At 58.9% G+C, this 24907-nt stretch carries 17 protein-coding genes and 1 pseudogene; 15 read left to right on the top strand and 3 right to left on the bottom strand.

Features of this window, described 5'->3' with window-relative positions; all coding sequences use genetic code 11:
• Window positions 1-198: pseudogene (locus BV034_RS14095) on the top strand (hypothetical protein); the annotation flags it as partial.
• Between the two features lie 104 nt (window positions 199-302).
• Here the strand turns inward: BV034_RS14095 and BV034_RS14100 are convergent.
• A complete protein-coding gene (locus tag BV034_RS14100) occupies window positions 303-866 on the bottom strand; it encodes a hypothetical protein (protein ID WP_050027648.1) in 564 nt (187 codons plus the stop codon).
• A 453-nt stretch (window positions 867-1319) separates the two neighbouring features.
• On the opposite strand from BV034_RS14100, the gene BV034_RS14105 reads away from it, so the two are divergent.
• Window positions 1320-1772, top strand: coding sequence for a hypothetical protein (locus BV034_RS14105; RefSeq protein ID WP_265592988.1), 453 nt, complete (start codon window positions 1320-1322; stop codon window positions 1770-1772).
• A gap of 48 nt (window positions 1773-1820) precedes the next feature.
• Here BV034_RS14105 and BV034_RS34200 read toward each other — a convergent pair whose 3' ends face one another.
• A complete protein-coding gene (locus BV034_RS34200) occupies window positions 1821-3503 on the bottom strand; it encodes a DNA-processing protein DprA (protein WP_063768786.1) in 1683 nt (560 codons plus the stop codon).
• Window positions 3500-4756, bottom strand: coding sequence for an HAD hydrolase-like protein (locus BV034_RS14115; RefSeq protein ID WP_050027650.1), 1257 nt, complete (start codon window positions 4754-4756; stop codon window positions 3500-3502). Before BV034_RS14115 ends, BV034_RS34200 begins: the two co-directional genes overlap by 4 nt.
• Before the next feature lie 953 nt (window positions 4757-5709).
• On the opposite strand from BV034_RS14115, the gene BV034_RS14120 reads away from it, so the two are divergent.
• From BV034_RS14120 to BV034_RS14185, 13 genes are all read left to right on the top strand, one after another.
• Window positions 5710-6657, top strand: a complete 948-nt coding sequence (locus BV034_RS14120) for a hypothetical protein (RefSeq protein WP_050027651.1) — start codon at window positions 5710-5712, stop codon at window positions 6655-6657.
• A 733-nt stretch (window positions 6658-7390) separates the two neighbouring features.
• Window positions 7391-11122: a DUF1553 domain-containing protein gene (locus BV034_RS14125; RefSeq protein WP_265592990.1), complete on the top strand. Its 3732-nt coding sequence runs from the start codon at window positions 7391-7393 to the stop codon at window positions 11120-11122.
• A 55-nt stretch (window positions 11123-11177) separates the two neighbouring features.
• The gene (locus BV034_RS14130; RefSeq protein ID WP_050027653.1) at window positions 11178-12473 is read left to right on the top strand and encodes a DUF1501 domain-containing protein; all 1296 of its coding nucleotides are present in this window, start codon (window positions 11178-11180) and stop codon (window positions 12471-12473) included.
• Between the two features lie 34 nt (window positions 12474-12507).
• Window positions 12508-14586 (top strand): sensor histidine kinase, encoded by a 2079-nt coding sequence (locus BV034_RS14135; RefSeq protein WP_081887819.1) that lies wholly within the window; start codon window positions 12508-12510, stop codon window positions 14584-14586.
• The gene (locus tag BV034_RS14140; protein ID WP_050027655.1) at window positions 14583-15206 is read left to right on the top strand and encodes a response regulator transcription factor; all 624 of its coding nucleotides are present in this window, start codon (window positions 14583-14585) and stop codon (window positions 15204-15206) included. The genes BV034_RS14135 and BV034_RS14140 overlap by 4 nt, the downstream gene beginning before the upstream one ends.
• A gap of 212 nt (window positions 15207-15418) precedes the next feature.
• Window positions 15419-16288: a PEP-CTERM sorting domain-containing protein gene (locus tag BV034_RS34735; protein WP_081887807.1), complete on the top strand. Its 870-nt coding sequence runs from the start codon at window positions 15419-15421 to the stop codon at window positions 16286-16288.
• 145 nt (window positions 16289-16433) lie between these two features.
• Window positions 16434-17174: a GntR family transcriptional regulator gene (locus BV034_RS14155; RefSeq protein WP_081887820.1), complete on the top strand. Its 741-nt coding sequence runs from the start codon at window positions 16434-16436 to the stop codon at window positions 17172-17174.
• A gap of 103 nt (window positions 17175-17277) precedes the next feature.
• Window positions 17278-20382: a DUF1549 domain-containing protein gene (locus BV034_RS14160; protein ID WP_265592991.1), complete on the top strand. Its 3105-nt coding sequence runs from the start codon at window positions 17278-17280 to the stop codon at window positions 20380-20382.
• Between the two features lie 33 nt (window positions 20383-20415).
• The gene (locus BV034_RS14165) at window positions 20416-21846 is read left to right on the top strand and encodes a DUF1501 domain-containing protein (protein WP_050027659.1); all 1431 of its coding nucleotides are present in this window, start codon (window positions 20416-20418) and stop codon (window positions 21844-21846) included.
• Window positions 21847-21894: 48 nt separating this feature from the next.
• On the top strand, window positions 21895-22740 hold the full coding sequence (locus BV034_RS14170) for an aldolase/citrate lyase family protein (RefSeq protein WP_050027660.1): 846 nt from the start codon (window positions 21895-21897) through the stop codon (window positions 22738-22740).
• A 64-nt stretch (window positions 22741-22804) separates the two neighbouring features.
• Window positions 22805-23677, top strand: a complete 873-nt coding sequence (locus BV034_RS14175; protein WP_050027661.1) for a PEP-CTERM sorting domain-containing protein — start codon at window positions 22805-22807, stop codon at window positions 23675-23677.
• A gap of 79 nt (window positions 23678-23756) precedes the next feature.
• Window positions 23757-24437 carry a type II secretion system protein gene (locus BV034_RS14180; RefSeq protein WP_265592992.1) on the top strand — a complete coding sequence of 227 codons (681 nt, stop codon included), beginning with the start codon at window positions 23757-23759 and terminating at the stop codon, window positions 24435-24437.
• Window positions 24434-24892: a prepilin-type N-terminal cleavage/methylation domain-containing protein gene (locus BV034_RS14185; RefSeq protein ID WP_050027663.1), complete on the top strand. Its 459-nt coding sequence runs from the start codon at window positions 24434-24436 to the stop codon at window positions 24890-24892. The genes BV034_RS14180 and BV034_RS14185 overlap by 4 nt, the downstream gene beginning before the upstream one ends.
• The last annotated feature ends 15 nt before the right edge of the window (window positions 24893-24907 follow it).

Below are 24907 nucleotides of genomic sequence, written 5' to 3' on the forward strand. Positions count from 1 at the left end.
CACTGGGACATGTCTCCCTACCTCCTGGAACTAAACCTCCGCGTGCTGGATCCCAAGACGCGCAGCCTCATCGTCAAGACTCGCAACTACCGCACCTCCCTGGCTCGCCGCAACCCCAAGACCATGGCCCAGGAAGCCCTCCGCTCCACCTTCGGCCTGCCCAAGAAGCTGACCGTCTGGGTGCCGAGCAAGGAGTGATGGAGTGATGGAGTGATGGTTGGGGCGGGGAGGGGAGAGGTGTGCGTTGGCACCGGCTCATCTCCTCGCAGGCTGCTGGCATGGCCTCCCTTCCTCTGTCCCGCCTATTGCTGCTTTGGCAGAAGGGCCAGAACTTCCTTTTTGAAGTCGGCGACCGGAATGACCCGCCCGCCAAAGTCAGGGGTGGGGTCGGAGTTCATGCCGAAGTCGGACACCTTGCCCTCCTTGATTCGATGCGTGGAGGCTGGATCCAGCGGGTGATACAGGTTGGCCCCCATCGCCTGCAGGAAGACCACGTAGCTCTTGCCCTCCGTCAGGCTGGAAGGGCTTTCATCGTACGTGTACTGGCAAGGCACCATGATCGTCTTGGGCAGCGAGAGGGTCCTGTCCTCGGTGGGCGAGAATGCCGTCTTCCTGCCAGTGTTTTTCCAAACCTCCTCGAGCTCCACGGTCGCAATGCACAAAGGACCGTTGTACAAGCCCTGCGTCTTCTGATCCGCCCCTTCATTGGGCTTCTCCGGCATGATGCGGGTCACCTTGCGTACCGTCACCTTCGCGATGACATCGGCTTGCGAGACCTTTTCGTCGAGACTCAGCGGAACGAAGAAGCCCAGAGCGAACTGGCAGAGCAGGAGGGAGGTGAGGAGGATGGGGACGGGGAGTTTCATTGAGCAATTGGGGTGGCGATCTTTGCCTTTTGGGGATCTGAGATGGCAGGTGCCAAAAAGGGACTTCAAGACAAGCTGTATTGGGGCATGTCCCTTTATCTACTGGTGGTGGGCGTAACCCCAAGACCATGGCCAAGGAAGCCCTGCGCTCCACCTTCGGCCTGCCCAAGAAGCTGGCCGTCTGGGTGCCGAGTAAGGATTGATCAAGGAAAAGTTATTGATGTCTGGAACTTCATCACTATTCTGCGTTCGCGAAAAATTCGATCACCTCCCAAAATGAGCACTAGCTCCTCAAACGAGTGTTGTTATCTTTGTGGTTCAGTTTTTGAACTCACTCGTGACCACATACCCCCTAAGAATTTGTTCTTGCGGCCGCGTCCTTCTAACCTGGTGACGGTTCTGTGTTGCAGGAAATGTAACAATTCATTCTCGAAAGATGATGAGTATTTCCGTATGGCTGTTAGTTCAATGATTAACCGGTCAGGGGATGGTGAGAGGATTTGGTCTGAGAAGGTCGTTGGCTCTACATTAAGAGACAGACGAATCGGTCCCCTGATCGATGAGGTGGTCTCTGAATCTCAACCTTCGTTTGTTAAGACGGAGTTTGGTGCGTTGCCCGCACTGGTGATTCCGTTTCGGTGTGATGAAATTGAACGCGTTCTTATAAGAATGACGAAAGGATTCCTGCGAAAAACATACCCTGATGTTGATGCTTCTCACTTCCAGTTTAAGGTGGGGATGGTTCAGCAGTTCCAAGTTGAAGAAGTGTACGGAAGTTTGAGGAATCTGCACTATTTTGAATTGGGGAATGGGGTGTTCCGAATGTGGTATGGCATTTCCCGAGAGTATGCTGGAATATGGGCCTACCTTTTTTACAATTCTGCCGGGTACTTTGTGTCGCACTGAACAGCACCACGGCGAGGGAAATGCATCACATTCAGAATTCTTTGCGCCCTAACTGCCTCCAATAGCTTGAATGTGTTCTGGGTTCGGCGCTTCGGGTTGAATTGCGGCAAGGACTAAGTGATTGAAAAGCAACGTCAACATTGAAAGCGGAATAGACTGGGCATCTTTTGAGGCCAGGCTGTGGAGCGGATGGCGTGAATCACAAAGTGACTTCAGAATGTCCACTATGCGAACTTTCCCAAGTGTTTTCTGTATCTCCGGCGGAATACTGCGGTTCCGAAACGTCTTGTTCAATTGGTCGAAATTCTGGGAGAGCATGGGGGCATCTCCTACTGTGATATCATGTGCATTAAGTGAGCGTGCTGTTCTCAGCATTTGTGAAATAAGATTTTCAACCGCAAAGTGCTGACGTGCTGGGAGCTTCGGTGAGGGAGGGGGAGTGGCGTTTAGCTTGCAAAGCAGCCTGACAGCCTCATCAATATATTCAAGCCGTTCAAGTATTGAAGGTCCTCTGGTGCTATCGCGTAGTGCTGCGTCGGTGCGATCGGCCGCAGTAAGTATGGAGTTCGCAAGGTCCTCACAACTTACGTCGAGATCATTCACCAATGAATATTCCTCTCTAGAATCTGAGCTTGTTTCAGCTATGAGAATCCTGCTATCTGGAATGGTCGTCTGTATAGGAGACTCGGGGATATCTTTGTCGGTGAGCTTGGGTTCAGTAGACTCTTGGATGGCTGAGCGCGGGTCGGCCATCTCTGTGGAAACTGGGTCGTTGATCTGAAATTTGGCGTTGCCAGTTCCAAGCATCCCGAAATAGTCCGCTCTTCCTCGTAGAATTAGCACCGAAGATAAATCATCTAAAGAGCAACGAAGCAGCTCGATCCGTTGCTGATCATTGCCATCGGCTATCAAAAGGTTGGCTTGAACCTTGGGTTCACCTTTGTCGCGATCCTTGCTGGTTGGGTATGGCACAGCGAGCCAACGTCCGTAGTCGAGGGCGGCTCGGGACGCGTGCAAGCTTCCACCCTTAACATCTGACTGGATCATCACAACTCCTCGGGCCAGACCGGCCTGAGTCCTGTCCCGTTTTACGTATTGTTGATTTTGAACATTTCGCCCAAAGGGATACTCGCTGACAAGTGCTCCGTTGGATGAAAGTATTTCTTCGGCGAGCTTTTTGTGCCTAGAAGGGGCAATCATGTGGAGGCCATGGGCCATAACCGCAACTGTGTGTCCGCCTGCGGATATTGTTGCTTTGTGTGCGACTGCGTCGCAGCCAATCGCCAATCCACTTACGACGCTCCAACCTTGATCGACGAAGAAGTGAGCAATGCGTTCGGTAATCAATTCGCCATGTGCCGTGGGCTCACGAGTTCCAATTATTGCCGCACAATCGCAGGGAGAAGGTGAAAATCTTCCCTGCACATAAATGACGCAAGGATCGTCATGGGTTGCTCGCAAAAGTTGGGGGTATTCATTGTCGCATCGCGACAATATTCTTGCGCCATAGGTACAAGCTTCTCTGATCTGCTTCTCAGCTGCAAATTGGGCGCTTGACCAAGCACTTTCATCTGCCAAAGCCCGCGCCACCTGCGGAATTGTCGCGGCGACGTAGTGTAGGGGTTCAGTCCAGAACTCTCCGATGGAGGCTATCTTGCGCAGAGCGGCTGGACCAACCCCTTTGAGCATCGAGAGCTCAAGTAGTTTTCGAGTTTGCTCCGAGATTGTCATTCTCCTAAGACATTACTGATATTCTTCGCCATGGAAAGACATTTAACATCGCGGGCACCAGCCTGCCTCAAATACTCACGGGCATAGATTAAGGACGCCCCTGTTGTTGTGACATCGTCGATTATCAAGAAGGAATTCCCAGGAGCTGCAAGTTCAGGCTTGGCCACGATCAGGTGATCCCTCACGTTGGCGAAGCGAGTGGGCCTGTCCAGATGCTCGGTGTGATGAGAGCGGACTCCGTCAGTGTACCTGAACATCCCAGGCTCAACCGAGATTCGAGAAGTCCGCATGGGCTTGTCGATTAGCGATTGGCCAAACTGGGCGAGAAATTGCTCCAACCTTGGAGTTCTTCCCGGGCGATGTGGGATTGATGTTACTATCAGTTGCGTTGAGGCCCCAAAGTGCAATTCTATAAATTCTAGGGAAATGAATGAACGCACGGTCTGTATCCAAGAGTCGGGGAATTTGTTTGCATCCTTATGTTCAGCAATTGCCTTCGTCAGTGGATGCCACTTCTTGCGTTCCGCTAGTGACGGGTAGTTGGCAAATGATCTGCCACTTGCGAAGATAGGGTAGGCAGTGGTGTCTCCTCCGATTGATTTCGGTATGAAGTGGTTGATTTTATCGAATCGCGAATGGCGAGGGTATTTAGCTTCCTCCTCAACCATGATTGACTCTAGTTTTGGGAAAAATGGAAAAGGCTCTTCCAGGAAATGTGATAGAGATTCAGAGTCACTTAGCAGTGCATCTGGCATAAGGCTCAAGGCGTTCCAGTTATCCGTTGACCTTTTTGGTGGCCAAGCCCTGCTTTCTAATGCGGCATAGCAGCCGCAATTGTACGATGCCTTAATGTCAACGCTGGAATCGCCCACAAGTACCACATTGTCTAAGTATTCCAAGTTGAAGTGGTCCATAGCTTGGATGATGCCATCGCCGTGAGGCTTGGTGTTTTGTACATCCTCATGTGCAATAACAATGTCCCAGGCGAAGGTGGGGTAAGCCAATTCGAGTATGAGATTTGTGTAGCTTCTTGGCGATCGCGTAAAGACTCCCATCTTCAGTTGAGGGAACTTTTGGCGTATCGCAAGCAGTTCGTTCGTGCTATACACTGCACGTTCTTGGGTGCCAAATTGAGATCGGACTCTATCTAGGTTGCTGCGATCGGCGTTGTTGGCGCATGCTTCTCTAAGGCCCTGAAGGTCTCCGGTCCGTAGAAGCGTGTCATCGAGGTCAAATAGACATAGTTCGATCATCTCAATATCCTCCGGTGATAGTCACAGCTGACTTGTTGTTGATTAGAACTTGGCGGGAGTTGACCTCCAGAACAAGGGGATGCGATGGGTTAAAGTAATGTTGTCCAGTCGTTTCCCGCAGCACTGTAGCAATCCCAACAGACAGATATGCCTGCAATTGTTGGTTTGCCGCAAAGTCGGCAATGTGAAGGGATTGACCCAAATTTGGAGATTACCCAGTCAGAGAGTACTGGGAATGGGTGACCATAGTCGAGGCTGCGAGGTGAGATAATGCAGCAGCCTGATACAGGCATTGGTCCTACCGTTGTGTAACGAGAGACGCCAGACCCGATAATCTCGGGTATGAATGTAATGCAGACGTCATTAGTATGTTCGCGTGAATTTACTGTGTACCAATTGCCATAGTTTAAGGTGAACTCCACAAGTTTTTGGATTTTGCTATGCCCAACTACGTCAAATGAGCAGTTCCATCCTTTTCGTAGCAGAGGAACGTTATTGCCGCTTACGAGTGTCGTGTGCTCATCCCACTTGTCTTGTTGCCATGAGTTTAAGGCTGTTCCGTCCAAATGAGAAAGATCTGCGCCACATTGCGAACAGGGATAGTGGATCGGAGTGTCGCTTGGATGTTGACACGAGAAGCAATAGAACGTCATAAGGGAGTGGTCGGACTGTGATAGAGTGTGCGCAAACCATTGCGTCTGCCAACTTGTTTTTTTGGCGAGCGTTTTACAAGCGGATGAAAATGAATGCCAATGGGCGACGATCCTCGTCACAATGGCGGCAGGGTATACTGCTAGGCTGACTGATCGCCGGCCATTCTTTTGCAACTTTCGATGCCCGTGTTTGGCGAGGTAAATTCCTGTGGAGAATTTTTCCAATGAGGCTAGGTATTGTGGTTCACTTGCCGCATAGGCAAAAGGTCACCGGATGGAAGCGTTGATAATGAGCACATTATGAAGAAAAGCGGCAAAAAGGTCACCACCCCTTCGATCCAGGGGCAAGCCCTAATGAACCTGGGGTCAGTGCTAGAGAAGGAGATTGACGGCATTGGCATGGGGGTTATGCCGGACGGGTCCGCTTATTTGACGGCTCGTGGGTTAGCGAGGATGTGTGGCATCGACCATACCATCGTCCTTGATTTGGCAAACAATTGGGAGTCCTCCCAGTTTAAGCCGCGCGGCACCAAGATCGCCAACCTTCTTCAGGACCAAGGCTATGAGGCGAGCTCCTTATTTGTAGAAGTTGATGCCAACGGATCTAGGCATCATGCTTTCCCTGACGCGGTCTGCATGGCTTTTCTTGAGTACTACGCGTTTGATTCCGGTGCCCAAGTGCAACCTTCGGTGAAGGAACATGCGTTGAAAAATTACCGGCTTCTGGCTAGGTCATCGCTCCGCGTATTCATCTACACGCAGGTCGGCTACGATCCCAACCATAAGATTCCCGACGTTTGGCGGGAATTTCATGACCGGGTTTCTGCAGCTTACAATAGCGTGCCAGACGGCTGCTTCAGTGTCTTTAAGGAGATCTCCGACATGGTTGTAACTATGATTCAAAGTGGAGTGCCGGTGAATGAAAAGACCGTGCCCGACATCAGTGTTGGAAAAACTTGGGCGAACTTCTGGGCGGATCGCTGCCTTGAGAAGCTTCATGGCGAGCGAATTCGATACGAGCACAACTACCCCGACTACTTCCCACAGGCAGCGTCCAATCCCCAGGAAAGCTGGGCTTACCCAGAAGGCGCTTTGGGCTTGTTTAGGAAGTGGATGAGAGAGGTGTATTTTTCGGAGAAGTTCCCAGCCTATATTACTGGGCAGGCTAAGAAGCATGGGCTCCCTCCATCAATCGCCACATTAGCCATCGATGCAGTGAAACCGAAGGCACTCAGAGATTCCGAGTAGCAAACTGCCCTTGCGCATCAACTGCCTGTTAAGCGATGTCGAGTCGTGGATCTGGACGAGAGGGTTGGGCCTGAGGATGTCTCTCGCGGCCCTTCGAGCAGCCGCTCGTGGGGGTGATTTACCCAGGGGCTCCGTCCATTTCTTGGCCTTTGCCCCAAGGGCTGGACTCTTTGGGGCCTTCAGGCCAGAAGCATCTTTTCGACTAGTCGTGATTGGCAGCGGTCAGCGGTTATGGGATGCAATCGCCGGGCTGCCCGGATGCGCTCCGGTCACCCGCGGGGCTGGGAACCCCCGCCTCCTTTAAGCTTCCCGGCGGGCGCTGCGTTGGGAATGTAGCAGAGCCGTCTCGGCTCTTGGAGGTGCTGGGTGATTTGGGGAACAAGAACCGAGACGGTTCTTCTACGTTGGCGGCAGGTGCTGCGTTGGGAGGGGAGAAGCGCCGTCCCGGCTCTTGTGGGCGCTGGGTGATTTGGGGAACAAGAACCGAGACGGTTCTTCTACCTTGGCGGCTGGCGGTGCGTTGGGAGGGTAGAGGAGCCGTCCCGGCTCTTGGGTGTGCTGGGTGATTCGGGGAGCAAGAACCGAGACGGTTCTTCTGCCTTGGCGGCGGGTGCTACCTCGCCGGAACGGACCGCGGCGCTCTTTTCGCGCACGATCGTGTGATGGCGCATGCGGTGCGGTGCTCCTTTCGCACGCATAGAATCGGCAACGAAATCTCCCTCTCTCTATGCCCATGCGCTCTCGATTTGTTCTGCTGTTCCTCTCTGTTCCAGGCTGGCTGGGATGCGCGGTGTTTGCGCTCCTCTCCACAATCGTCGCCCATTCCGCAGATCCAAAAGCAAAAGCAGCAGACGCAGAACCGCCCGTGGCCCAGTGGAAATTCGAGGGCGGGGATGGACTGGGGGTGTGGCAGGGGAAGGGCTCTCGCCAGGTGCCGGGCCCGCAGGGGCCGGGGTATCCGACGTTTGCGGCAGGCAACCGGGCGATGGAGCTGGCTGGGCAGGATGCGGCGTTGGTGGTGCCAGACATGCCGGAGCTGCGATTTCAAAAGGGCAACTCCATCACGATCGAGATGTGGGTGAAGGTGCGCAAGATCCGCGACGGACAGATCGTGCATCTCATGGGCAAAGGGCGCAATGGAACCAGGGAGTTTGGCGACAACAACCAAAACTACGGGCTGCGACTGAGAGGTGGGCAGGGGAGTGCGGCGATCGGGTTTATCTTCACCAGTGCCGCGGCGGACGGGCAGGCGGCCAAGTGGCACCGCTGGTGGAGCAACGCGACGTTTCAGACCGACACAGGATGGCATCACCTCGCGGTGACTTACACGTTTGGCAAAAAGGACAGCCTGCGGGGATACATTGACGGCGTGGAGGTCAAGGGCGCCTGGGATCTGGGCGGTGCGACCGATGCGGGGCCGGTGCGCGATGGCGATACGCTGGTCATTGGCACCGGATACACGCGCGGCACGGCGGAGACGCTGGATGGCTGGCTGGACGAGGTGGCCATCCATCGCACCGCGCTGTCTGCGGCCACCTTGAAAACGCGCTTCGCGGTGGCTCCGGCACCGGCTCCAGAGATCGATCGCAGCAAGCTGCCGGGCGGACGAGTGCTGGTGGAGCTGTGCGAGAAAGGCGTGCCCCAGAAGCCCATGTGGCCCGCGGAATCGCCTGTCGCGACGGAGTCATATGTCGAGGAGGTGTTCGGCTTCTCCGAGCTGCCGCAATACTATGTGGCGACCGGCGTGCGCGGGGATCGCGCGGCGACCTTTATGCTGCGTGCTTCAGCGATGGTGCGGCTGCCGAAGGGTAAAAACCGGCTGCTGCTCCGCGGGCTGGGTGCCGCCCGGTTGTTCATCGATGGCCAGGAGGTGTTGAAGACGCCATTTCCGCAGCGCGACCGGGCAGGCTATGCCCCTCTGACAGATCAGGACAGCTATCTGGAGCTCGGCCCCGATTTCCGCTTCGCGCCGCCGGGAAACAGCGAGGTGACGGGCACCTTCACCGGTGATGGTGAAGAGCGCATGGTGGTGTTGGAGACGGTGGTGGGCGGTGGCTCCGCGGGCAATCCCTTCAGGCCGGAGTTAGGGGAGACGGTGGTGGCCGTTTGTCCAGAGGGAGACACCACCTGGTCTCTGCTGTCCCCTGGTTCGCGGCAAGTACCCTACACCGACGCGGGCTGGGCGGCCTACGAGGCGGAACGGAGCGCCCACTTCGTGAAGGTGAATGCCGAGGCACGCGCAGCGCGACGCCACGAGCATGCGCCCTACTGGAATGCACGACGGGATGCCGCGGCTAAGTGGCTGGCTGCCACGCCAGAAGTGCCGGTGCCGGATCTGCCGCCGGGGTTCCCCATGCACAATACGATTGATCGGTTCCTCGCGGCACGCATCGCCGGGATCGCGGAGGATCGCTCCGCCACACCGGCTGACGGGGTGGACTACTACCGCGATGTGCAGCCGATCTTGGAGGCCAAATGCTACAGTTGTCATCAGGGTGGCAGTGCCAAAGGCAAGCTGGGGCTGGACACGCTCGCGGCAGCGCTGAAGGGCGGCAAATCCGACGGCCCGGCCATCGTGCCAGGCAAGCCTGCGGAGAGTGCCTTGTTCATCCGTGCGACAGCGGATCCGGATGAAATCATGCCCCCAGAGGGCAAAGGCGAGCCGCTCAATCGTGCGGAGCTGGCAACCCTGGAGCGCTGGATTGCCGAAGGGGCACACTGGCCGGACTTGCGCTTTTCCACGCTGAAGATGACGCCGCTTGCCGACGATCTGACGTTTCTCCGCCGCGTGACGCTCGATACGGTGGGCCTGGTGCCGAGCGAGAAGGAGGTTCGCGACTTCACCGCGGATGAGTCGCCAGACCGGCGTGCGAAGGTGATCGATCGTCTGCTGGCGGACCCTCGCTGGGCGGATCGCTGGATGGGCTACTGGCAGGATGTGCTGGCGGAGAATCCTAATCTCCTGAACCCTACACTGAACAACACGGGGCCGTTCCGCTGGTGGATCTACGAGTCACTTCTGGATGACAAGCCGATGGACCTGTTCGTGACGGAGCTGATCCGCATGGAAGGCAGCAGACTCTTTGGCGGACCAGCGGGGTTCGGCATGGCTTCGCAAAATGATGTGCCGATGGCGCAGAAGGCCATGATCGTGAGCAGCGCCTTTCTGGGGGTGGAGATGAAGTGTGCCCGGTGCCACGATTCCCCGGCCAACCTGACCAAGCAGCAGGATCTTTTCGAGCTGGCGGCGATGATGGGGAGAAAGCCGATCAAACTGCCGGAGACGAGCAGTGTGCCGCTGGACAGGATTCATCAGAGTGGGCGTGAACCGCTCATCAAGGTCACGCTCAAGCCGGGCAGCACCGTGGAGCCCAAGTGGCCGCTGGGCCAGATGAGTTCCGAGAGCGCGGCGGCCTCGCTGGCGATGAAGCCGGATGATTCGCGCGACCGGCTGGCGGCACTGCTCACCGCGCCGCAGAACACCCGCTTTGCCCAGGTGGTGGTGAACCGCTTCTGGCAGCAGCTCATGGGGCGCGGCATCGTGGAACCGGTCGAGGACTGGGAGAAGGGGAGGCCTTCGCATCCCGAGCTGCTGGAGTGGTTGGCGCGTGAGTTTGTGCGCTCTGGCTACAGCGCGAAGGCGATCCAGCGTCTCATCCTGAACTCGCACGCCTACCAGCGGCAGGTGGATCCCATGCTGGCTGCCCAGGAGCCCCTCTTTGTCTCGCCTGCGCCACGCCGACTGGCAGCAGAGCAGATTGTTGATTCCCTGTTCACCGCCACGGGCAAGCCCTTTGCGCTTGAGGAGATGAGCCTGGACGTTGATGGCGACCGTCGAGCGGATTTCGCACTGGCGCTGGGCAAGCCGCGCCGTGCCTGGATGCTGGCCTCCACTTCGAATGAGCGTGACCGCCCGAGCCTCATGCTGCCGCGCATTCAGGCGGTGGCAGATGTCTTGGAGATCTTTGGCTGGCGGGGAGCTCGCGTGGACCCGGTCAGCAAGCGGGAGACGGCGCCCAATGTCTTGCAACCCGCGATCATCTCGAACGGCACCGTGGGGGGCTGGCTGACGCGGCTCAGTGATGATCATGCACTCACGCAACTGGCGATGGAAGATCAACCCGTGGATGCGCTGGTGGAGCGGCTCTTTCTGCGATTGCTCACCCGCAAGCCTTCGGCGGAAGAGCGCACCCTCTATGTCTCTCTGCTAACGGCGGGTTATGCGGAACGCATAGTTCCTGTGGAAAAACTTCCCAGAGCAACCCCGCCACCTCGCGTGCGTGAGAAATATGTTAGTTGGTCGAACCATGTGGATGCCGCAGCGAATGTGCTGCGCGAGAAGCACGCCGAGCTGGCCCGCCGTGGCGATGCGCCTACCTCACGCCTGGAGGCTGACTGGCGGGGCCGCCTGGAAGATGTGGTGTGGGCATTGATCAATGCGCCGGGCTGGATCACCGCCCCTTGATGCAGACACACACACATACACACACTCTCTTTCTTTTACTCCTTCCCCCTCGATCATGAATACCACCTCAACCCGCCACCTCAGCCGTCGCCGTTTTCTACAGCAGAGCGCCGCGTTCGCGGCCGCTCCCTTGTTGCCGGGCCTGATGAAGGCGGCCGCGCCGATGCCTGTGGGCAAAGCGGAACACTGCATCTTTATCTGGCTGGGCGGCGGCATGGCGCAAGTTGATACCTTTGACCCCAAACGTCGTGGTAACCCCAAGGCGTCGCCAAAAGTAGCAGGCTCGGATTACGCAGCGATCGACACCTCCGTGCCCGGCGTGCAGTTCACCGAGCATCTCCCCCAGCTCGCCCGTATGGCGGAGCGGATGACGGTGGTGCGTACGGTCAATCATCATGTGGTGGATGAGCACGCCTTCGCCACCAACCTGGTTCATACAGGGCGGATGATCAGCGGCACGGTGATCTATCCTTCCATCGGCTCCATCGTGGCCCAGCAACGCGGCGCGGCCGATCCGGACGTGCCTGCCTACATGCTCATGGGATTCCCTAGTGTGAGCCGGGGTCCGGGATTTCTCGGGGCGCGCCATGGCTATGTCTATCTCACGGACACGGAGTCTGGACCGGCGGGATTCACACGCCCTGAATGGGTGAACATGGATCGCACCGCGCGGCGGCAGGCCTTGCTGAAACCGTTGCTGGAAAAAGCGCCGGAGGGCACCATGGCCGGGGAATACGAAGAGGCGCAACGTGAAGCCTTGCGGCTGGCGGGACCGGGCTTCATGCGGCACTTCAAGCTCGATGAAGAGCCCGGTACCCTGCGGCAGCAGTACGGAGGCGAGTTCGGCCAGCGCTGCCTGCTGGCTCGGCGGCTGGTGCAGGCTGGAGTGCGCTTCATCGAGGTGTCGCAAAATCTGAATTTCATCAACGGCACCGGCTGGGACACGCACAACGAAGGTCAGATCAATCAGCACACGCTCATCCGTGATCTGGACACTGCCGTCTCTGCCTTGCTCCTGGATCTGGAGGAGAAGAAGCTGCTCGACAAGACCCTGGTCGTGATGGCCACAGAGTTTGGCCGCCCTCCAGAGTTCGACGGACGCGGTGGGCGTGGACATCAGGGCACCACCTTCAGCATGGTGCTGGCGGGTGGCGGATTGAAACACTGCGGCGCCTATGGCGTGACGGATGAGCTTTCTAAAAACATCGCGGAGAATCCGGTGTCGATCCCGGACTTTCACGCGACGATTCACGCGGCCATGGGCATCAATCCCCATCGGGCGCTGATGGACGGTTCGCGCCCCATCCCCATCACGGATGAAGGCAAACCTATTGCCTCGCTGTTCGGTTGATGTGTAGAGTGCCTGAATGCCTCCGCGCCCCTGCATGATCGCAATCCGCCTGCCAGCCTTGAGCTGGCTGGCCGTGCTGGGAAGCAGTCTGGTGTGCGCGATGGCGTTCGGCGTGGAGACGCCCTTGAGAACCGCTCTGGAGGTGCGGTCACTGTCGCCGGAGGAAGCGGAAAAAGAGCTGCCCGTGGCGCTGCAGGGGACGGTGATCTTTGTGGACCCGCGAGGATCGGTGCTCGTCCAGGACAAGACGGCGGGAACGTTCTTTCGCGGCTCAGACGTGATGTCGCTGCGGGTGGGGGATGAAGTGGGGGTTCGAGGTGTCACCTCGCCGGGCATGTATCTGCCGGGCATCCAAAAAGCCACTTTTGAAAAGCTGGGGCATGGGGCGACGCCACCTGCTGCCCTGGTGTCCTACGCTGATCTGCTCTCCGGCCGCTATCACTACCAACTGGTGGCGGCGGAAGGCATCGTGCAGTCCGTGACGGCCAGTGGAGACGGGGATCACACGATCCTTCACCTGGCGATGGATCAGGACCTGCTGGAGGTGGATGTCTACGCGCCGCCGAAGGAAAGGCATCTGCTGGTGGACAGCCGGGTGCGAATCGAAGGGCTGGCCGCCGGGACGATCAATCACCGGCGGCAGCTCCTCCAGCCCATCTTGTGGTTGCAGGACTGGAGCTGGCTCAAGGTGTTGAAGGCTGCTCCTCCCGTGCAGGATGTGCCGACCATCTCCGCCAGCAAGCTGCTGGCCTTCAGAGTGGTGGGTCAGAACGGACATCGCGTACGCGTCGCGGGCACGGTCGTCGCTGCCTTTTCAGACGGCACGGTCTTTATTCGCGATGGGACGACGGCGCTCGGTCTGCAACTTCACCCACCCATTTCGTTGAGTGCAGGCGCATGGATCGAAGCCGTCGGCTTTCCGAAGATACAGCGCTTTGGCGCATCCCTGGTCAACACGCACCTCATTCGACAGGGGCCTGGGCCAGAACCTCCCGCGATTGAGTCGAGCCTGACCGATCTCTTGAACGGTGCGCATGACAACGATCTGGTCGCTGTGACCGCGACTCTCACCGGCAGCTTCAGAGCGGAGGAGGGGCAGGTGCTGGTGCTGCAGGAGGGCGGCATCACCTTTCGCGTCTCGGCACCGCTGCTGGAGCATGAGCCGCCAGTCGGCACACGCGTACGTGTCACCGGAATTTGCCAGGTGGACTCTATCAAGATGACTCCTTCAGGCATCCAGTCAGTGCCACGTACGGTAAGCCTGCGCTGCCGCCGTGCTGATGACGTGGCGGTGCTCAACTCGCCCTCATGGTGGACGGTGCGGCGGTTGGCCCTGGTGGTGGGCGTGCTGCTGTTCGCGATGGGGCTGGCGGGGCTGTGGATCACGGTGCTACGGCGTCAGGTGCGGCGTCAGACGACGGCATTGCGCTGGCGGATCGAGCGCGAAGCCGCGCATGATGAGCGGCAGCGGATCGCGCGTGAGTTTCATGATACCCTGGAGCAGGGACTCACCGGGCTGCTGCTGCGGCTCGAGGCCGTGCAGGCACATGGTGTCAATGAAAAAGGGGATCACCTGCTGCGCGCCTCTCGCGGCCTGGTCTCGCAGATGCAGGTGGAGACGCGCAGCCTGGTCTCCGAGTTGCGCGTGCCTTCCCAGGAAAACGCGGACCTCGTGGCGGCGTTGCAGGCCATCGTGGACGAGCACCCTCTGGGCTGTGGTCCCGTTCTGAAACTGGAAGCCAGCGCCCCCATGCCTCCACTTCCATCCCGCACCGTTCATCATCTGCGCATGATCGCGCGAGAGGGGGTGACCAATGCGCTGAAACACGCCCGCGCGGGCTGCATCCGCCTCGCTCTGGCAGTGGAAGGGAGCCGCTTGCGGATGACTATCGCGGACGATGGACAAGGCTTTGACTCCGAGGCGCTGCACGGCGGACAAACGGGACACTTCGGCTGCATTGGGATTGAGGAGCGTTGCGCAAAGTTCGGCGGTATCGCCCTCTGGCGTTCCGCATCAGGGCAGGGCACCACCCTGGAGATCGAACTGACGCTGGAAACCTCCGCCGCGGCTGCCCATGGGCACGCCGCCAAACATTTGCTGCTCCATTCATGACCACTCCGCTGACCGTTCTCATTGTCGATGATCATTTCGTCGTGCGGAGCGGTCTGGCCGCGGCGCTCGAGGTTGAGAGCGACGTCAAGGTCGTCGGCGAAGCGAAGCGTGGAGAAGACGCGCTGGAGGTGTACCAGCTCCGGCGGCCTGGTGTGGTGCTGATGGATCTGCAACTGCCTGGGATCACCGGCGTGCAGGCCACAGCCGTACTGCGGGCTCATGATCCACAGGCCCGCATCCTGGTTTACTCCACCTTTGCCCACGATGACGAAGTGCAGATGGCGCTGGACGCCGGGGCGGCGGGCTATCTACAGAAGACTGCCTCTCGCGACGAGCTGCTGACGGCGCTGCGGCGGGTGGCCGCGGGCGGAAGCTATCTTTCGCCTGAACTGGCGCAACGCCTGGCGGATCTGCGCCTGTGCGTCGGGATCTCCATGCGTGAGCGGGAGATCCTGGAACTGATCGCGAAAGGACACGCGAACAAACAGATCGCCGCATTGTTTGCCATCTCCGAAGACACGGTGAAACGCCATGTGAGCCACATCCTCGAGAAACTCGGTGTGCATGACCGCGCGCAGGCCACTGCGGAAGCCATCCGGCGTGGGATTGTGAGAGTCTGATCCCGACCTCGTCCTTGCGGACGGTTATCCAGGTCTCACGAGCACTTGGGTATGCCGTCAGAGGTGATGAGAAATGCCGGGAAATTGCAGCAATGGATTTTGTCAAGGGACCAGGTGTCCCCAAATGGTGCATGATGAGAGGGAGACGGGGTGGGGTGGTTTTGCCATGATCTTGATCAATATCAAGCAGTGCTTCCACTCCAAAGCGTTCTATGAAACTATCTTTTGCGACCTTGAAAACGGCCAGACCGGCCACATCACGATTCTCCGGTGGAATGAAGGGCAAAGGCTCCTTCTGCCTGACGTTGCTGGCTCTGGCGTGTCTTGTGGTACCGGCTCAGTCTGCGGTGACCCTTGGACTGTGGGATTTCAATAATGCGGCGGAGCTAAATTTCCTGAATACGGCACAGGGGGCTGGACCCTATGCTGGAAGCACCTACTCGAACGCTGCTGGTGCCGTACCCCATCTGACCGTATCGAGCCTCAGCGTGGGTTCGGGCTTGAGAACCAACGGTGGAGCAGGAACGATTAGCAGTGTCGGCACAGCGGTTTCGCCCAGCTACAACGGCGTCATGGGTGTAGGGGGCAGCAATCCGTATGTCTTTCCTTCAGCAGCGGCAGCGACAGCATCGCCCGCCGCCGCGATGACGGCGAGCGACTATTTCTCCGTCACGTTGACCCCTGAGAGCGGCTACGCGCTTAACTTGACCGAGATCAGCTTCTACGCTTGGGCAAATCAAACCAACACGTCAGGCAGCTATACCTATTTTGTGCAGAGCAGCGCGACGGGCAGCACCATCCTTGGCACCACGACCAAAGCCTACAATACTACGGGCGCGGTGGTGGACAATAGCACCGCGCCATCCTCCTCCAATCTCTACTCCTTTGACCTGAGCGCCTACTCGGCTGATCTGATGAACGTCAGCACCCCGATCACGTTCACCGTAGGCGTGTACTCAACGACCAACGGCAGCCTGCGTCTCGACAGTCTTCAGATTCAGGGAGACGTCGTTCCCGAACCCTCCCGGGCTCTCCTCCTCGGCGTGGCCCTGGGCTGCTGCCTGCTGCGCCGCCGTCGTTGAGGGCTGGCTAGGTCGATGATCTCCCTTTTGGCCCTCCTGACGTGGGTCCGGTTGCCGTGCTCCCCACTTTTTTCACCTTTCCGCCAAAAAAGTGTCGACACTTTGCGTCACTTTGTATTTATAGTGTCGACACTTAATGACCCCCATGACAAAAAATCTGCCTCATCCCCGCCGCAATCTGGCCAATGAGATCGTGTCTGTGCTGCGTAGCGACATCATCTCCGGCGTGATCAATCCTGGTGAAGCTCTCGCGGAACCGGTGCTGGCCAAGCGTTTTGGCGTCAGTCGCGCACCGGTGCGTGAGGCCATCATCGAACTGGAACGTGCCGGCCTGGTACAGTTCGAGACGACGGGGAGAACTCGTGTGAGAACGCTGGAGGAAAAGGATCTGGCGGAGATTGTGGAAACCCGGATCGCCCTGGAGTCGATGGGGGCCCGGCTTGCCGCGACTCACTGGGGGCCGGAACACACCCTGCGGGTGCAGCAATTCATCGCCGAGCAGGAGGCGGCCACGACGGACTCAGAGTTCAGCCTGCTGGATATTGCCATGCATGAATACATCATGAAACGCAGCGGCAATGAGCGGCTGGTGGTACTTTGGCAATACATCCGCTGGCAGTTTGAAATGGCTCTGACGTACATTCACCGCCTGCAGATCAACACGGCGCACGACCTCCGCCGCTTCACCGTGGCGGGGCACTGGAAGGTGCTGGAGACACTGGCTGGTCGCAAGCCGGAGGCCGCAGCCAAAGTCATGGCGCAGCATATCATCGGCTCGCTGGAATGGTCCGTCACCGAGACGACGGAACACCCTCCCACGGCTGGCTCCGGTCCTCGTAAGGGTCATGTGGCGAAGATGAAAAAGGGGTCGAGCGCTTCCTCATAAGTCTGACCTGGTAACACCATGCATGGCCAGGCGCCGTTTCTGGTGCCGGCTGACCGTTTGTAGTTTTTTTGTCATGAGACGCCCAGGTTTACATCTTCTCCTCTTGTTGCTCGCTTCTGCCGCATCCCCGGCTGTGGCGACGGACGACTTGCAGCGTGCGACGATGACTTTCTTTGAAAAGGAAGTGCGGCCCATTTTGGTTTCACGATGCTATGACTGCCACAGTGAGAAGAAACAGAAGGGCGGTCTGCGGGTGGACCATATCGGGTACCTGAAGACGGGCGGGGATACCGGACCGGCGCTGGTATCCGGGAAGCCGGAGAAATCCGCTCTCATGGAAGCGGTGCGTTTTACGAACCCGGACTTCCAGATGCCGCCCAAGGAGAAGATGCCGGATGCGGAGATCGCGATTCTGGAAAAGTGGATCAAGATGGGCGCCCCGTGGCCTGAGGATGCCGCGAAGAAGGTGGTGATCACCGAAGGCGGCTTCACGCAGGAGCAGCGGGACTATTGGTTCTTCAAACCTGTGGCAAAGGTGACGCCGCCGGAAGCAGGGAGCAGCTGGGCTCGCAATGAGATTGACCGTTTCATCGCGGAAAAGCATGTGGAGATGAAGCTGGCCCCAGCACCGGAAGCGGACCGCCGGGAACTGGTGCGCCGTTTGACGTTTGACCTTCACGGCCTGCCTCCCACGAAGGAGCAGACAGACGCCTTTGTGCAGGACAATGATCCGAGGGCGTATGAAACGCTGGTGGACACGCTGCTCGCCAGCCCGCGCTATGGTGAGCGCTGGGCCCAGCACTGGCTGGATCTCGTGCGCTATGCAGAGAGCGATGGGTACAACGTGGATTTCTACCGCTCGTCCGTCTGGCCTTATCGTGACTACGTCATCAACTCGCTCAACGAAGACAAGCCTTACGACCAGTTTGTGCGTGAGCAGATTGCGGGCGATGAAATAGCGCCCGATGATCCGCAGGTCCTCATCGCCACAGCGTTCCTGCGCCATCCCATGTATGAATATAACCTGCGGGATGTACGCGGTCAGTGGGAGGTCATTCTGACGGACATGACGGACACGACCGGGGAGCTTTTTCTCGGCCTGAGCATGGGCTGTGCGCGCTGCCACAATCACAAGTTTGATCCCATTCTTCAGAAGGACTACTACGCTCTGCGGGCCTTCTTGACGCCGGTGCACTGGCGTGATGACCTTAAGCTGGTGCCTGCGGCGGTCAGGCAGGCTTATGATGAGCAACAGGCCAAGTGGGAAGAAGCCACTGCCGGGATCCGAGCTCAACTGGAGAAGCTCACCAAGCCAGGCGTGGATGAGGCGGTGGAGCGCTGGCGCGTCAGTTTCCCTGAGGATCTTCAGGCCATGACGCACAAGCCCGTGGCTGAGAGAAACGAACTGGAAAAACAACTGGCCGGTCTGTGCGACCGCCAACTTGAGTATGCACGCAGTACCTTCAACGCGGACTCCTATCTCAAGTCGGCGGAGAAAAAGGAGGAATACAAGAAACTGCGTGAGAGCTTGAAGCAGTATGACCACCTGAAGCCGAAGCCGCTGCTGGACGCGTTTGTCGTCACGGACGCGGGACCCAAGGCGCCCGCAAATCCTCTGAAGACGCGCAAAGGCGAGCAAGACGTGCCGCCTGGCTTCCTCACCATTGTGGATGCCAGCCCGCCGCAGATCACGGCCACTGCGACCTCCACCGGACGCCGCAAAGCGCTGGCGGACTGGATCACACGCCCCGACAACCAGCTCTCCACGAGGGTCATCGTGAATCGCGTGTGGCAGTATCACTTCGGTCGCGGCATCGTGGGGACGGCGAGTGAATTCGGCAAGCTGGGCGAGGCACCGACCCATCCTGAGCTGCTCGACTATCTCACCACGAAATTCGTGTCCGGTGGCTGGCGGCTCAAGGCGTTGCATCGTGAGATCCTGCTTTCCGCCACGTACCGCCAAACCGCGCGTCGTGAGCCTGATGAGGCGACAGCGCAGATTGATCCATCGAACCGCTATTTGTGGCGCTTTCATCCGCGTCGTCTTGATGCGGAACAGGTGCGCGATGCGTTGCTGGCGGTCAGTGGCGAGCTTGACGGGAAATCCGGCGGCCCTGCTAGCGACGGCAATGGCACGCGGCGCTCCGTCTACACGATGAAGAAGCGCAACAGCCCGAACGAGCTGCTGCGCGCGCTGGACATGCCGGGTGGTTTTGCCAGCACGTCTGAACGCCAAAGCACCACGACGCCGACGCAAGCGCTGCAATTGCTCAACGGCGACTGGCTGCTCTCACGCGCCAGCAAGCTTGCCTCCCGCGCGAAAACCATCGACGGTGCCTGGTGGGCGGTCTTGGGGCGTGCGCCGACGGATCAGGAGAAGGCTGCGGCAGAGGGTTTCTTGCAGAAACGGATCGAGGCGGCGGCACGGGTGGTGGCAGACGCGCAGGAAAGTGAGCCCGCGACGGCAGGCTTCAAAGTGAACACCGCCCATGAACGCGTGCTGGTGGAGACGAGCGAGAAGGAAGGCGATGACTTCACGGTCGAGGCCATCGTGAACCTTGCCAGCATCGACGCGGGGGCTGAGTTGCGCACGCTTGTGTCGCGATGGGACGGCGGCAAGGACAGGCCGGAATCCTTCGGCTGGAGCCTTGACGTGACGGGCGAAAAATCGCGCTACAAGCCGCGCCACCTGCTCATGCAGATCGTGGGTCACGATGAGAACTCGAACATCGGCTATCAGGTGGTGGCCTCAAACATCTACCTTGAGACGGGCCGCCGCCATCATCTGGTGGCGCGTGTTTCCGGACCCCGCCGTCAGGTCACCTTCACCGTGCGGGATCTCGATACCCCTGGTGCCGCGGCACGGTCATCCGTGGTGCCTCTGGACGGCCTTTCAAAGATCAGCCAGGGGGCCTCGCCGATTGTTCTTGGTGGCTTGAGCAAACGCACGCCAACACGCCAGTGGGACGGGCAGATTGAGGCGTTGCGCATCGTGGAGGGTTATCTTCATGACGGGGCGCTCAATGCCGAGGCCAGGAACTGGAAAGAGGGCGTGGTCGTCTGGCGCGCCGCGGATCCGCTGGGGGCCTCCTTCACCTGGAGCGGTGCCGACACCAAGTCCGCTCAGGAGAACGATCCCTTCCGCCAGGCCATGAATGATCTCTGCCTCGCTTTGCTGAACACAAACGAGTTCTTCTACCTTCACTAAGTTTAACTCTCGAACCATCCTCTCCACACCGTCATGTCCTGTCATCGCTATGATCAACCCACTTCGCGCCGCGACTTCCTGCAAACGGCCGGTGGCGGCTTCGGTGCCGTCGCGCTTGCCGCATTGATGGGCGGCCAGGCCCAGGGCTCCCAGGCTCAGGCCTCGTCTGGCCGTCTGCCGCATCGTGCTGCGAAGGCGAAGAGCGTCATTTTCCTGTTCATGGAAGGCGGGCCCAGCCACCTGGACACCTTTGACTACAAGCCGCTGCTGAACCAGCTGGCGGGTCAAACACTGCCTCCGAGCTTCGGCACGCCACTCACCGCGGCGGGAGAAGGCAAATCACCGCTGCTGGAGAGCAAACGTGCGTGGAAACAACATGGACAAAGCGGGCTGTGGGTTTCTGACTGGTTCAGCCATGTGGGCAAACATGCGGATGACCTTGCGGTGATTCACTCCTGCACCTCCAGCGGCATCAACCACGCTGGCGGCGTCTGCTCGATGAACACCGGTTCCATCTTTGGAGGTCGTCCGTCGCTCGGCGCCTGGGCTTCTTATGGACTGGGCACGGAAAATCAGAATCTGCCTTCCTTCGTCGTCATTAAGGACAGCGAGGCCACCGTCGTCAACGGCGTGCGCAACTGGGGCAGCGGCTTCATGCCGGCGGTCTATCAGGGGGTAGAGTTCAGCTCCGACGGTTCGCCGATCCGATACCTCGAAAATCCGAAAGGGGTCGATCGTCAACGCCAACGTGACCGGCTTGATTTCCTTGGTGGACTCAACCGCGATTTCAATGCCAGCCGGGCCAGCAACACGGAGCTGGATGCGCGCATCAAGAGTTTTGAGCTCGCCTACCAGATGCAGGCGGAAGCTCCCGACGCGGTCGATCTGAGCAAGGAAACCGCCGCCACGAAGAAGCTCTACGGCATGGACAACAAGGCGACGGCCACCTTTGGCCGCAACTGCCTTCTTGCCCGTCGCCTGGTGGAAAACGGCGTGCGATTCGTGCAGCTCTACAGCGGTGCTGGCAGCAAGTGGGACAGTCACAAGGAGATCGAAAGGAATCACGCGCAACTGAGCCATTCTGTGGACCAACCCATCGCTGGCCTCCTGGCAGACCTGAAGTCCCGCGGCATGCTGGAGGAGACGCTGGTCATATGGGGAGGTGAATTCGGTCGCACACCGATGAGCGAACAGGGTGACGGCCGGGATCACAATCCCACCGGCTTCACCATGTGGATGGCGGGCGGCGGCGTGAAGGCGGGGCAAACCTACGGTGCCACAGACGACCTCGGCCTGCATGCTGTGAAGGACCGTCTTCATGTCCACGACATTCACGCCACGATTCTCCACCTGATGGGCATCGACCACACTCAGCTGATCTATCATCACAAAGGGCGGCCTGAGCGCATCGACCAGAATGAAGGACATCCGTTTACCCGGCTGCTTGGGTCTGACCTTGCCTAGCCTGCCGCCGCTTTCACCACTCACGCCCATTTTACGATCCCACTGCCTATGAACACCAGCACTCTGCGCCAACGTCACCCGCAATACGGCACCTGGCTGCAAACCGGGTCATCCGTCGTCGCCGAACTTGCGGATGCGAGCGGCTTCGACTGGTTGCTCATTGACCTCGAACACGGCTGCGGCGTTGACGCGACGGTGCTGCCGCAACTCCAAGCCATCCGGCGTGCCGCAGGCATCGTCCGTGTGGGCTCGCCGCGTTCTGATCTCATCATGCGGGCGCTGGACTGGGGGGCGGCTGGCATCATGGTCCCGATGGTCTCCACGGCGGAGACAGCAGAGGCGTGCGTGCGGGCGATGCAGTACCCACCACGCGGAGACCGCGGCCTCGCCAGAATGGTGAGGGCCTTTCAATACGGACTCGACAACGAGGCACCGTCCCCCGTCTTTTTTGCCCAGATTGAGACCATTGAAGCCGTGGAAAACGCGCGCGCCATCGCCGCAGTCGATGGGGTGGATGTGCTCTTCGTCGGGCCTATGGACTTGCAGCTCAATCTCCGCTCCTATCCGGAGCAAGCGACTCGCGACTACGCAGCCTGCTTGCGTGAGGTGGCTGAGGCTGCCAAGTCCGCAGGCAAAGTGTGTGGATTGCTCATGCGCCAGTCTGACGATGCGGCGGCGATGCATGCGCTCGGCTTTACCCACCTCGCATTCGAGACAGACATCACGTTCTTGCGCGAGAGCTATCGCCATCTCCTGCACTCCTTGCGGGGCGAAGCTCGCAACGGAACGGGATTTAATGGTTTGAACGGATCGTCAAACGGGTGCCTGCAGCATCCGCAGCGCGCCATGGCAGTGGGGGCGAACGGAAGTGATTCAAACAGGGGACAGGGGTGATGGCGCGGGTCGTTTTTTGATGCTTATGCTGATTTGTTAACAAGCTAATCGATTAAAATATCTTATGACAGCCGCCCTCACATTCTTAAAAGCGCTCAAGCCGGACAGATCACTCCTCTCTGGTGCCATTCTCCTCGCCTTTGCCAGTCTGGCCTACAACGCCGAGGCCGTGACGCTCGCCGTGAGCGGTGGATACGACGAGAATGCTTTTGCGACAAATAGTGTGGACAGCCAGGCTCCAGGCAATGCCATGAGCTCTGGCAGTTTCGGCACCGCTGTCAGCTCGGCCTTCACGGCCGGCAGGGGAGGAGTCATCAACTTTGACCGGCCCAACGGGGGCAACAGCGACGACGACAACAACCCTGCCTCCGAGACGATGATCATCAGCTATGGCAGTGGCAAGAGCTTTAACATCACCAGCAACGCCGCCTACGACATCCATAACTTCTCGAGTCTCACGGCCATTTCTGGGTTCGACAACTCACTCGATGTGCCTGGAGGGAACACCCCGGATCTAACCCATAAAGGCATCGCCCTCACCAGTACTTCCGTTTACTCGTGGACGCTCGATTTCGGCGCGATCTCGGGCGGCATCCCTGGAGAGGCAATCACCACCGCAGGTTTCACCCTGCTGTCACGCAACCTTATCCAGCAAGACGTCACCATTGACTGGCTCCTCAATGGTTCTCCCACCTCAGCGGCGGCACAAACCGACAACATCGCCATCGGCAAAGCCGTGGATGACACGTTCTTTTCTTACACCGCCCCCGCCAACAGCTACATCAGCGGCGTCAGAGTCACATTCGGTGGGACCACCGGAGACCTTCGTTTGGGCATTGATGATCTCGGCTTCGTCACCTCCGCCGTTCCGGAGCCTTCCCGGGTTCTCCTGCTCAGCCTCGCGCTAACTGGCTGCGTCCTGCGCCGCCGTCGTTAGGAAGAGGGGCTTGCCCCCTCCAACACAGGAGCTGCACCATGCGATGTCGCAGTTTCCTAAACCCATCCTCATCATGATCATGAACTCGTTTCCGGTCTCAAGCCGCCTTTGCACCACACGTTCCCAGTCAGGTTTCACGCTGGTGGAGATCCTGGTGGTGATGGCGGTCATGCTGGTGATCCTGGCCATGGCCTTCACGGGACTGGGCGGGACGCTGCGCGGACTGGCGCTGACGGACGCGGGCAACAAACTGACGCAGCTGTGCGATGCGGCACGTCAGCGTGCCATGAGTGCGAATGTCCTGACGGCGGTCGTGGCGTTGACCCATCTGGGCGTGCCAGAGGACGGACGGGCCTTTTGCGTTTTGGAGTGTGCTCCGGGCGGGCCGTGGAAGCAGACCAGGGAGTGGGAACTCTTTCCGGATGGAACCACTCTGGATGTCTCGGCCTCTGGAGACAATCTGGACACCTTTGCCAAGCATTCCCCGGCGGTGTTTCCGTTCAATGGCGGGCAGACGGGCGCTCCGGTGGCTTTCCAGCAGCATGCCATGCTGCCTGCCGGGACGTATGCGGCCAGGATCTTCCTGCCAGGCGGCAATCTGAAAAACGCGAATGAACCTGCCCGATTCCAGATAGTGGAAGGGACCACCTCTGGCGGCCAGACCACTTACAAACATACCGGAGGCGGTCAGTCACCGCTGAACTACTACCGGATCACGCTGATCGGCGCGACCGGAGGCACCAAGGTGGAAAGACCATGACGCTTCCAACAAAACAGAGTCTGCGGCGGGGCTTCACGCTGGTGGAGGTGGCCCTGGCCCTGGCAGTGGCCAGCATGGCGATCATGTCCGTCATGGGCCTGTTGCCGATGTTGCTGGATTTCGAAAGAAAGAACACGGCCACAAGTCTGCTCCCGGCCATGAGTTCGCAGGTCATGGGTCGATTGCGGGAGGAGCCGTATGCCACCACCTTGCCGACCGGGTCCCGGTTTTTGTATTTTACCGATCAAGGGACCTTTACCGCAAATCCCCGGGATGCTGTGTATGAGTGCGAGATCACTCATAAAGCTCTCCCTGTGGAAGCAACCAGGCCGGGCGGAGCGCATCCTCCGACACCGGGAGATCACTGTCATATGGTGCAGATGAAGTTTCACTGGCCAGTCGGTACGCTGGGAGGGGAGGTCCGTATTTTCCAAGCCACACTGGCCAATGATTGAACCGAAGAACACATC

The organism is Verrucomicrobium sp. BvORR034 (assembly GCF_000739635.1).
Lineage (GTDB): Bacteria > Verrucomicrobiota > Verrucomicrobiia > Verrucomicrobiales > Verrucomicrobiaceae > Verrucomicrobium.

What these genes read in the sequence shown, in the direction of transcription:
- BV034_RS14100 (WP_050027648.1), bottom strand. Translation starts at nt 866, where the DNA reads ATGAAACTCCCCGTCCCCATCCTCCTCACCTCCCTCCTGCTCTGCCAG.
- BV034_RS14105 (WP_265592988.1), top strand. Translation starts at nt 1,320, where the DNA reads ATGGCTGTTAGTTCAATGATTAACCGGTCAGGGGATGGTGAGAGGATT.
- BV034_RS34200 (WP_063768786.1), bottom strand. Translation starts at nt 3,503, where the DNA reads ATGACAATCTCGGAGCAAACTCGAAAACTACTTGAGCTCTCGATGCTC.
- BV034_RS14115 (WP_050027650.1), bottom strand. Translation starts at nt 4,756, where the DNA reads ATGATCGAACTATGTCTATTTGACCTCGATGACACGCTTCTACGGACC.
- BV034_RS14120 (WP_050027651.1), top strand. Translation starts at nt 5,710, where the DNA reads ATGAAGAAAAGCGGCAAAAAGGTCACCACCCCTTCGATCCAGGGGCAA.
- BV034_RS14125 (WP_265592990.1), top strand. Translation starts at nt 7,391, where the DNA reads ATGCGCTCTCGATTTGTTCTGCTGTTCCTCTCTGTTCCAGGCTGGCTG.
- BV034_RS14130 (WP_050027653.1), top strand. Translation starts at nt 11,178, where the DNA reads ATGAATACCACCTCAACCCGCCACCTCAGCCGTCGCCGTTTTCTACAG.
- BV034_RS14135 (WP_081887819.1), top strand. Translation starts at nt 12,508, where the DNA reads ATGATCGCAATCCGCCTGCCAGCCTTGAGCTGGCTGGCCGTGCTGGGA.
- BV034_RS14140 (WP_050027655.1), top strand. Translation starts at nt 14,583, where the DNA reads ATGACCACTCCGCTGACCGTTCTCATTGTCGATGATCATTTCGTCGTG.
- BV034_RS34735 (WP_081887807.1), top strand. Translation starts at nt 15,419, where the DNA reads ATGAAACTATCTTTTGCGACCTTGAAAACGGCCAGACCGGCCACATCA.
- BV034_RS14155 (WP_081887820.1), top strand. Translation starts at nt 16,434, where the DNA reads ATGACAAAAAATCTGCCTCATCCCCGCCGCAATCTGGCCAATGAGATC.
- BV034_RS14165 (WP_050027659.1), top strand. Translation starts at nt 20,416, where the DNA reads ATGTCCTGTCATCGCTATGATCAACCCACTTCGCGCCGCGACTTCCTG.
- BV034_RS14170 (WP_050027660.1), top strand. Translation starts at nt 21,895, where the DNA reads ATGAACACCAGCACTCTGCGCCAACGTCACCCGCAATACGGCACCTGG.
- BV034_RS14175 (WP_050027661.1), top strand. Translation starts at nt 22,805, where the DNA reads ATGACAGCCGCCCTCACATTCTTAAAAGCGCTCAAGCCGGACAGATCA.
- BV034_RS14180 (WP_265592992.1), top strand. Translation starts at nt 23,757, where the DNA reads ATGAACTCGTTTCCGGTCTCAAGCCGCCTTTGCACCACACGTTCCCAG.
- BV034_RS14185 (WP_050027663.1), top strand. Translation starts at nt 24,434, where the DNA reads ATGACGCTTCCAACAAAACAGAGTCTGCGGCGGGGCTTCACGCTGGTG.